Raw genomic sequence first — 8887 nt, 5'->3', positions numbered from 1 at the left:
CGGCAATCTTTTTGTCTGAGTTTGCTTCGAAGCGTGTTCGGTCGGTGTTGAAGCCGACTTTGGAAGTCATCGCTGGGATCCCAACGGTGGTCCTGGGGTATTTCGCGGTTTTGGTGGTCAGCCCTTCATTGCAGTTCTTTTCCGGTGGCGGGTTCGACACGTTCAATGCGACCAGTGCCGGCATCGCTGTGGGGATTCTTTGCTTGCCGATGGTGAGCAGTTTGTCAGAGGACGCACTGCATGCGGTTCCCCTGGCTCTTCGCGAAGGGGCGTATGGTTTGGGATGCACCCCATTTGAGACGTCGATCAAAGTGGTCGTGCCTGCTGCACTCTCGGGCATTATCTCCGCTTTCTTGCTGGCGTTCAGCCGCGCGATTGGCGAGACGATGGTGGTGGCGTTGGCAGCCGGAACGAGAGCTACTTTCACCGCGGATCCACGTGAGCAGTCTCAGACGATGACAGGCTTCATTGTCGAAATGATCAAAAGTGAGAACGAGTACGGGACGGTTCAATACTTCAGTCTGTACGCGGTTGCCATCACACTGTTTGTGATCACGTTTGGGATGACCTTGGTCGGCCAGTTGATCCGCCGTCGCTACCAAGAAGTTTACTCCTAAGTCATTTCTCGTCTTTTCTTCCACACATCAATCTTATGGCGACAGCTTCTAGCTCACTGGTCGACGACAGCGGCCCACCGCCGGAAACCGGTTATCCCGGGGGCGGATTTGCGACGTCGACTGACAATTCGAGTCGGCGAAAATTGTACAGCCGTCTGTTCTATCTGCTCTGCGTTTTGATCTCTGGTCTCAGCGTGGTGGTTCTGGGCGTTCTTTTGGTTTCCATCGGATGGCAGGGCCATTCTCGGTTGACCTGGGATTTGTTGCAGAACTCGCACAGTGAACTCAATCCTGACTCTGCCGGTATGTGGCCGTCGATTGTTGGGTCGATTTTCATCTGTGGCATTTGCGCTGCATCCGCGTTGCCTCTGGGCGTTGGCACGGCGATCTTCTTGGAGGAGTTCAAGCCAACCAGTAAGCCTCTACGGATGCTGCATAGCTTCATTCAGTTGAATATCTCGAATCTAGCCGGTGTTCCCTCGATCGTTTACGGATTGTTGGGCCTGAGCTTGTTCGTCTTCATGTTCAACATCTTTGGTCGGATCCAGGTCAACGAGTCCAGCGGAACGGAATTGTTTGGTGTGAAGCACTACTACCAAGTTCTGTCGCTTGCCGGTGGTGGTCACACGGTCCTGATTCCGCAGGAGGATGAGTCGGAGAAAACGATCCAGATTGACGCTCCGACTCAGGCCGTTGGTCGTGACGGCGAACTGTTTGAGTTGGCGATTTGGGACCCTGCATCGGGGCAGCCTAAGCCGAGTGATCCAGAGGTTCAAAAAAGAACGGTTCGCAAAGGCCAAAGCGGAGGTTCGTACTCCGAGACCAAGTGGTACTACCTGAGGTTGCCGTTTGGCAAAAGTTTCCTTGCCGCGGGGCTGACGCTTTCCTTGGTCATTTTGCCAATCGTGATCATCGCGTCTCAAGAAGCTCTTCGCGGCGTTGCTCCCAGTCTGCGGGAAGCTTCGTTTGGGCTGGGGGCCACCAAGTGGCAAACGGTCCGGAATGTTTCGCTCCCGGCTGCCGTGCCGGGTATCATGACCGGATCCATTTTGGCCATGGGACGAGCGATTGGGGAAGCGGCACCGATCTTGGTTGTTCTGGGGGCAGCGGTGGCAAAGAACTCCGGGCCCCAGAATTTGATGGATAATGTGGTTACGATGCCGGTCTTGATTTTTAATTGGGCCGGTCGTCAGCAAGCAGCCTATCAAGAGCTCGCCGCAGCGGCGATTATCGTGTTGCTTGCCGTTTTGTTGCTGATGAATTCAGCAGCGATTTATCTACGACAAAAAATGCGGGTGGGATAAAAACGGTCCAATGAATGCTCTAAACGCGAATACCTCCACGATGTCAGAAGTCTCTCCATCGGTCAATCCACAGTCGGACGCACCCGCACAAGCGGAGGCTGCGACAGAAACTTGCATTCGAATTGCAGATTTCAATGCGTGGTACGGATCGTTTCAAGCGATTCACAACCTGTCACTTGATGTACCACGCAACCAGGTGACCGCCTTCATCGGTCCCAGCGGTTGCGGCAAGAGCACGTTGTTGCGTTGGATCAACCGAATGAACGACATCGTTCCTTCGGCCAACAGTCGCGGAACGTTGATGATCGACGACTTGGACGTGCTGGCACAAACGACGGACGTTGTGAACCTTCGTCGTCGCGTCGGGATGGTGTTTCAAAAGCCCAACCCGTTTCCTAAATCCATTTACGAGAACGTTGCGTTCGGCCCTAAGTTGCACCTCTATCTGAGTCGCACTGAGCTGGATGAGTTGGTTGAGTGGTCACTTCGCAAAGCGGCGGTTTGGGATGAGGTGAAGGATCGCCTTCACGCACCCGCACTGGGGTTGTCTGGTGGTCAGCAACAACGGTTGTGTATCGCGCGCGCAATCGCGGTTGGCCCCGAAGTTCTCTTGATGGACGAACCCTGTAGCGCTTTGGACCCTGCCAGCACTCTGGCGATCGAGGATCTGATCTACGAGTTGCGGGAGCAGTACACCATCGTGATGGTGACCCACAATATGCAGCAGGCGAGTCGGTGTAGCGATCGGACCGCTTTCTTCTTTGAAGGAAAGTTGGTTGAATCAGGGCCCACGCAAGACGTCTTCACCAAGCCTCGCGAAAAACGAACCGACGATTATGTCCGCGGCCGTTTCGGTTGATCCGGTTTCCTTGCGTTGACAAGCCGTTCCCTTTCATTCTTGTCATTCGACGGGTTGTACCCGTTGATTGGCGTCATTGGTGTCATTTATGAGCAAGCATCTTCATCGAGCCGTTCAGGATCTCCGTGCCGATTTGGTGGAGCAGTTCGGCGTTGTCGAGCAGATGATCAACATGTCGGTGAGATCGCTTGTTGAGCGACGTCCTGAAATGGCTGTTCGGGTGATTGAAACCGATGACAGGGTCGATGAGAAAGACATTCGGATTGAGGAGGAGTGCTTGAAGTTGCTGGCGCTCTACCAGCCCGTTGCGATTGATTTGCGTTGGATGGTGTCCGCGATCAAGCTCAACGGTGACCTGGAGCGCATGGCGGACTTGGCTTGCAACATCGCAGAGCGAAGCAAGTCATTGGATTTATTCCCATTGTTCAAGGTGCCGGAGGACATCAACCAAATGGTGACAATCACTTTGGAAATGGTTCGTTCCGCTCTGGATTCTTTCATCGAGCAAGACGCGAATCTCGCTCGCGAAGTGATTGCTCGCGACGACGAGGTCGATCGTTTGAATGTCGAGCTGATCGAAGAGTTGCAGTCGATGATGAAAACCGACACGGACTGGATCGAGCCCGCTGTTCACTGCTTCAGTGCCACTCGGCACATCGAACGAATCGCCGATATGGCCACCAACGTCGCCGAAGAAACCATTTACATGGTCAGCGGCGATATCGTGCGGCACAAGCATCATCTCGAAGAAGGCCGGGCTCACTGAGGAGGCCGGGCTCACTGAGGAGGCTGGTACGGATTGCCGGATTCGTAAGGGGATTGCAAGTCTTCGTCGTTCGCCGGGGGAAGTGCGTCGCGCGTGAGTGAGTGCAGGGGCGACGATTCATCGTCGTTTTCGCCGAACGCCAACAGGCGTTGCCGTTTATCTTCCCAGCGTTCTCGTTGTTGCTTGAGCATCTTGTCGATAAGAAAGGTCAGTACCGGCAGGACAACTGCCAGCAGAGTGGCGATCAGAATCATGGTTCCGTCCTTTTGTTGGCAGCGTCATTCGGGCGCTCGTCGCCTCGAGCAGAATGCCACCGATTCGTTGCTTCAGGTCCGTTGGTTCTTTTGAGTCGGTATCAGAATAGTGTCGTGTTCTGATTGGACCATCCGGAGGCTCAGGTTGGTAGGCCGATCGGTGGCGTCGAGTCGGTTGGTTTTCCGGTCGCGGTTTGAGATGAGGTTGCGATTTACTCGCAAAAAAAGCCTCGGAGCTGCGAAGCAATTCCGAGGCTTGGGATCGTTTTGGTGCGAAACCTGTGGTTTGCAGGGCTGATCAGGTCGTTGGGAGTTCGACCAGTTTCTTATCTTTCGCCATTTGGCGAATGTCCTCGGTGATCTTCATCGAGCAGTACTTCGGTCCGCACATGCTGCAGAAATGGGCGCTCTTGAAGGTGTCTTGAGGAAGCGTTTCGTCGTGGTATCGCTGAGCTGTTTCTGGGTCGAGTGACAAGCGGAATTGTTCCTTCCAGTCAAACTCGAAGCGGGCTTTGGAAAGCGCGTCGTCGCGATCTTGGGCGCCTTTGCGTTTGCGGGCAACGTCGGCCGTGTGGGCAGCAATCTTGTAGGCGATCACGCCTTGCTTGACGTCTTCTTCGTTCGGCAGGCCCAGGTGCTCTTTGGGGGTCACGTAGCACAGCATGGCGGCACCGTGCATCCCAGCGTTGGCCGCACCAATGCAACTGGTGATGTGGTCGTAACCAGGGGCGATGTCGGTGACCAATGGCCCCAAAACGTAGAACGGAGCACCGTGGCAAACTTCGATTTGCCGTTCGATATTCATTTGGATTTGGTCCAAAGGAATGTGGCCTGGTCCTTCGACCATGACCTGGGTTCCTTTTTCCCAGCCGCGTTTGGTGCATTCGCCGAGGACATCCAGTTCAGCGAACTGAGCGTCGTCGGATGCGTCTGCGATCGACCCAGGACGCAGGCCATCGCCTAGCGACCAGGTCACGTCGTACTCACGCATGATATCGCAAAGATCGTCGAACGCTTCCAGCAATGGATTTTGCTTGTTGTGAGCCATCATCCATTTCGCGATCAGCGATCCACCACGGCTGACGATTCCCGTCACGCGATTGACGGTCAGGTGCAGGTGTTCCAGTTTGACACCGCAGTGAATCGTCATGTAGTCCACGCCCTGCTTGGCTTGGTGCTCGACCATGTCCAAGAAGTGTTGAGCGTTCATGTCTTCGATGTTGCCGCCGAGTTCTTCCAGCATTTGATAGATCGGCACGGTCCCGATTGGAACGGGGCTTTTGTCGATGATTTGGCGGCGAATGTTGTCGATGTCTTTGCCGGTCGACAAATCCATGACCGTGTCGGCGCCGAAGTGCACCGCGGTGTGAAGTTTTTCAAGTTCCTCACCAACGTTGCTGGTCACGGCACTGTTGCCGATGTTCGCGTTGATTTTGCATTTCGCAGCGATGCCAATCGCCATCGGTTCCAAGACGCCGGCCGCGTGAACCTTGTTGGCTGGGATCACCATGCGTCCCGCCGCGACTTCCTCGCGAATCAGCTCGACCGGCAAGTCTTCGCGTTTGGCGACATATTCCATTTCGGGGGTGATTTCGCCCGCGCGGGCAGACAGCAACTGGGTCATGCGATTAGAGCTCAGGAATTCGGAGTGCGAATGGGTTGGTAAAAGTTATACGTCAGCACTGGTGCATCGAGTAGACCGTAAAAAGGTCCTCCCGCCAGGTGGAGCAAACGAATGGAGCAATTGTTCAGCCGACGATGCCATGTTCAATTTCGCGACCGACTTGGTCCCAGGACATACTGGAAGCTTCTTCCGGAACGCCGCCGGATAGCTGCAGCAGCCAGGTGAGTGCGTGTACGCGTTCGGCGACCACGCCAGGATCCAAGCCGGCGGGGGCATCGTGCCCGGAGGCCCCTTCGATCGCCAGTTTCCACCACAGGCAAACGTGCAAGTCGGCGGCCCGCAGCAACTCCTCCACCGGCCGCAGAATGGCATGCCCGATCAGATCTTCGTGAGGAAGCGACAGGATCAATCGCAGCACACTGGCGAGGTCGCAGCGTTCATCGGGCCAGTCCAGGTCGGGTTGCATCTGCAACGCCCACTGCAGTGTGTGCAATGACTCGTATCGCCACGCCGCGGTGTCCACCATTTCTGCGGGAGGGGAAACGAAGTCGAAAAAATCTTTTTCCGCAGGAGTCAGTGCATCGGCCGCCTGCGGTGATCGCTCGCGGACTCGGTCCAGATCCAATGTTTGCCCGTTGGCCATTGCCTCGGCGCGAGCCGCGACAGCGAACAGGCCGAGCATCCGTTTGGCCGCGACTGCCGGCGCAAACGTTTCCACTTCGCTGCTGCTGGGCACAGGAGCCGTGCCGTCCACGGGGTCGAGGTTTCGGTTGCGAAGCAAGGTTTCCGATTCCATGCGCCGTTGCCGCGATTCCGGAAGAAACGGGATCTGCGCTTCGGCATCGAAGGAGCCCGGGCCATGCAATGTTCGCCCAGCGGGGTCGCTGAGCAACGCAGGGTTGCTATCCGAACCAGGGGTCCACCAGAGAGCGTTCGCGTTCCACGCCCACTGCTGCCAGTCGGGGGAAAGCGATTGCGCCAGCGAGGCGGCGGGAGATTCGAAGCGGTAGACGTGCCGGGTGCGTTGGAGGTGACGCTGCAGAGGCGCGGCCAGCGGATGGGGAGGCTGATTCGGTGAATCAATCTGTTCCCAGCAGTCTTCCAGCAGGTCTTCGGCTGCCTCGGGGGCAAGTTCGGTCACTCCCAGGTTCGACTCTTTTTCGCAGGGGTTCGCGGGCAGGCGAACCGTCGAAATCGCGAAGTGAACCAGAGAGGATGGTGGCTCGGACAGGTTGCCCATCGGGCTCAGCCGAGGCCCCACTTTTCTTGGAACCAAGCCACGCGGTCAGCCCGACGCGGGCTGTAATTCGCGGTTGGTTTGAACTTTTCGCGTTTGAGGAAACTGATCATCGCCGCGGCAGGCACGTAAGCATGCTGGGTGATCGCGTCGGTCGTTTCGCTGTCGGCTTTCCAGTTGTACAGGATCGCTTTGTCGCGTTCGAACCATTCATCGAGGTACGCCGCATCGGTCGAACTGCAGACGACGTGCTCGTATTCTTTTTTGCAAAGAAAACCAAGCATTCGTCCCGCCATGTCGCGGGTCCGGGCGGTGTCGCCGTCACAGGTGGCCGAGGCAACGTTCCAAACCGACGCAAAGCCATACTCGTCGGTATCGTCTTTGTTGTAACGCAGGACGATTTCGACGGGGGGTTCTTCTGGGGGCGTGTCTTCGGTTTGCTCGGTAGCCATAAAGCGTCAGGGCGCAGCTTGTGAGGGGTGATTGGGAAGTCCGTTATTGAACACGAAAACGCCTAGAATGAGAAGTCCCCGCAGCGGGCTAGAGTCAAATTCCGCTTGGTGATCGGCCGCAAAGATGGAATACTCAGTGTTGCAACGGCGATTCCGCCGCGAGCGAAAATCCCACGGATGGTGGCGGAAGAAATACGGTGGCAAAACGCAAAGGACGTCAAAAACGCGAGACCGGCGGGAATGATTTGCTCGCTGGGGTGTTCGTCAAGGAAGCTCCCGCTGCGAATGGTTCCCGCAGCTATTCGACCAAAAAACGCGTCGCTTCCCCGCCGCAGTCCTTGTCGACGCGGCTGGTGGATGGTTTCGGCGCTGACCCCTTGGATCCTTACGGCGATCGTCCATGCGACATGGTCGGCGCGGAGGATTCTGCCGGCTTGCAAACCAAGGTGAAAAGCCAGTGTCCGCCCGTTCCTGGTGTCTACGGCATGTTCGACCGGCATGGTGAACTGATCTACGTCGGCAAGAGTCGATCGTTGCGGCATCGGTTGATGAGTTACTTTGGGGACGCGGCATCCAAAGAAAAAGCGGGACGAATCATCGAGCATTCACGTGCGATTCAGTGGGAGACCCAGCCCAGCGATTTCGCGGCCCAGCTAAGAGAGCTTGATTTGATTCGTCGCTGGGCACCTCGGTTCAACGTCCAAGGGGTCCCACAAAGGCAGCGGGCGGTTTATCTGTGTCTGGGGCGAAAGCCTGCGGAGACGTTCTTTCTCGCGAGCACGCCACCGACGACCGATTGTGTTGCCGTCGAAGGGCCGTTCTTTGGGCTGGCACGCATGCGCGATGTGGTCGACGCGCTCAACAAGACGTTTCAACTTCGTGACTGCAGCCAGCAAACGGTCTTTCAGTTTCAAGACCAGCTTTCTTTGTTTGACCGGCAACCACGCCCAGGGTGTTTGCGATTGGAAATCGGCACCTGCTTAGGGCCCTGCGCGGCCGCCTGCACTCGTGACGAGTACCTTCAACGGGTCAGTGCGGCGGAGAGTTTCCTGGATGGGTTCAATGACGAGCCCCTGATTGCGGCCCAGGAGTTGATGGAGTCGGCGTCGGCCAATCAGCAATACGAGTTGGCTTCGCGAGCACGTGACACGATGAAGTCACTGGCATATGCAACTCGCAAGCTGTCTTACCTGTCGCACGCTCGTCGGGATTATTCGTTTGTTTACGCGGCCACGGGATACGATGCTTGTTCGATTTGGTACTTGATTCGGTCCGGGGAAATCATTGACGTGGTCGCGGCTCCCAAGGATCGTGAACAGTATCAACAACTGCGTCCGAAAATGCAGAAGTGGTCGTCCATGCTGAAGCAACGACATCAGCGGATCCGTGCCGATCACCCGCACAGCGTGGCGGTGGTTTCAAAATGGTTCCGCAAACATCGCGGCGAACTGAAGCAAACGTTCCAACCAGAAGCCGCCGGCCGACGCTATCACCGACTTTCGCATCATCGTGCTGAGGCGCTTTGAGGAGGAGCGGCCTACCTCAAGTGTTTTGAAGTTGCGCTTTTGCGTGAGGCATTGGTTTTTTCAGAACCCGACGCGTCAGCGAGGCGAAGTCAACATCGTTTTTCCCTCGCTGACCGGCGTGTTGATTTAGTTTTTTCTTCCCCGCCCTGCAGGGAAGGTAGATCGGCGAAGCCGAGTCGGATGGGGGCTTCAGATGCGTTTGAAAGCCGGGTGCACTACCGCGACCGCCTCGATGCCTCCGCGCTCCG

Annotated in this window: 9 protein-coding genes; 5 read left to right on the top strand and 4 right to left on the bottom strand. The window is 56.5% G+C overall.

The features are described 5' to 3' along the window. The 4 genes from ACF8AM_RS08765 to phoU form a co-directional block, all read left to right on the top strand. A partial coding sequence (locus ACF8AM_RS08765; protein WP_392555272.1) for a PstC family ABC transporter permease occupies positions 1 to 617 on the top strand: 617 nt, incomplete at its 5' end. A gap of 35 nt (positions 618 to 652) precedes the next feature. Next, positions 653 to 1921 carry a PstA family ABC transporter permease gene (locus ACF8AM_RS08760; RefSeq protein WP_392555271.1) on the top strand — a complete coding sequence of 423 codons (1269 nt, stop codon included), beginning with the start codon at positions 653 to 655 and terminating at the stop codon, positions 1919 to 1921. 10 nt (positions 1922 to 1931) lie between these two features. Further along, positions 1932 to 2780 carry a phosphate ABC transporter ATP-binding protein PstB gene (gene pstB / locus ACF8AM_RS08755; protein ID WP_392555270.1) on the top strand — a complete coding sequence of 283 codons (849 nt, stop codon included), beginning with the start codon at positions 1932 to 1934 and terminating at the stop codon, positions 2778 to 2780. A gap of 76 nt (positions 2781 to 2856) precedes the next feature. Continuing rightward, positions 2857 to 3546, top strand: coding sequence for a phosphate signaling complex protein PhoU (gene phoU, locus ACF8AM_RS08750; protein ID WP_392555269.1), 690 nt, complete (start codon positions 2857 to 2859; stop codon positions 3544 to 3546). Between the two features lie 11 nt (positions 3547 to 3557). Here phoU and ACF8AM_RS08745 read toward each other — a convergent pair whose 3' ends face one another. From ACF8AM_RS08745 to ACF8AM_RS08730, 4 genes are all read right to left on the bottom strand, one after another. After that, entirely contained in the window at positions 3558 to 3800 is a 243-nt protein-coding gene (locus tag ACF8AM_RS08745; RefSeq protein ID WP_392555268.1) for a hypothetical protein, read from the bottom strand. A 298-nt stretch (positions 3801 to 4098) separates the two neighbouring features. Next, positions 4099 to 5424 (bottom strand): phosphomethylpyrimidine synthase ThiC, encoded by a 1326-nt coding sequence (gene thiC / locus ACF8AM_RS08740; RefSeq protein WP_392555267.1) that lies wholly within the window; start codon positions 5422 to 5424, stop codon positions 4099 to 4101. A gap of 124 nt (positions 5425 to 5548) precedes the next feature. Then, positions 5549 to 6565, bottom strand: coding sequence for a DUF4272 domain-containing protein (locus ACF8AM_RS08735; RefSeq protein ID WP_392555266.1), 1017 nt, complete (start codon positions 6563 to 6565; stop codon positions 5549 to 5551). 104 nt (positions 6566 to 6669) lie between these two features. Continuing rightward, on the bottom strand, positions 6670 to 7113 hold the full coding sequence (locus ACF8AM_RS08730; RefSeq protein WP_392555265.1) for a hypothetical protein: 444 nt from the start codon (positions 7111 to 7113) through the stop codon (positions 6670 to 6672). Positions 7114 to 7310: 197 nt separating this feature from the next. Here ACF8AM_RS08730 and ACF8AM_RS08725 point away from each other — a divergent pair, with 197 nt between their 5' ends. Further along, entirely contained in the window at positions 7311 to 8639 is a 1329-nt protein-coding gene (locus tag ACF8AM_RS08725; protein WP_392555264.1) for a GIY-YIG nuclease family protein, read from the top strand. Positions 8640 to 8887: the final 248 nt, after the last annotated feature.

This window comes from Rhodopirellula sp. JB055 (assembly GCF_043100905.1).
Classification (GTDB): Bacteria; Planctomycetota; Planctomycetia; order Pirellulales; family Pirellulaceae; genus Rhodopirellula.
Note: the sequence above shows the minus strand (reverse complement) of the source record. Positions and strands in the feature narration are given on the sequence as shown.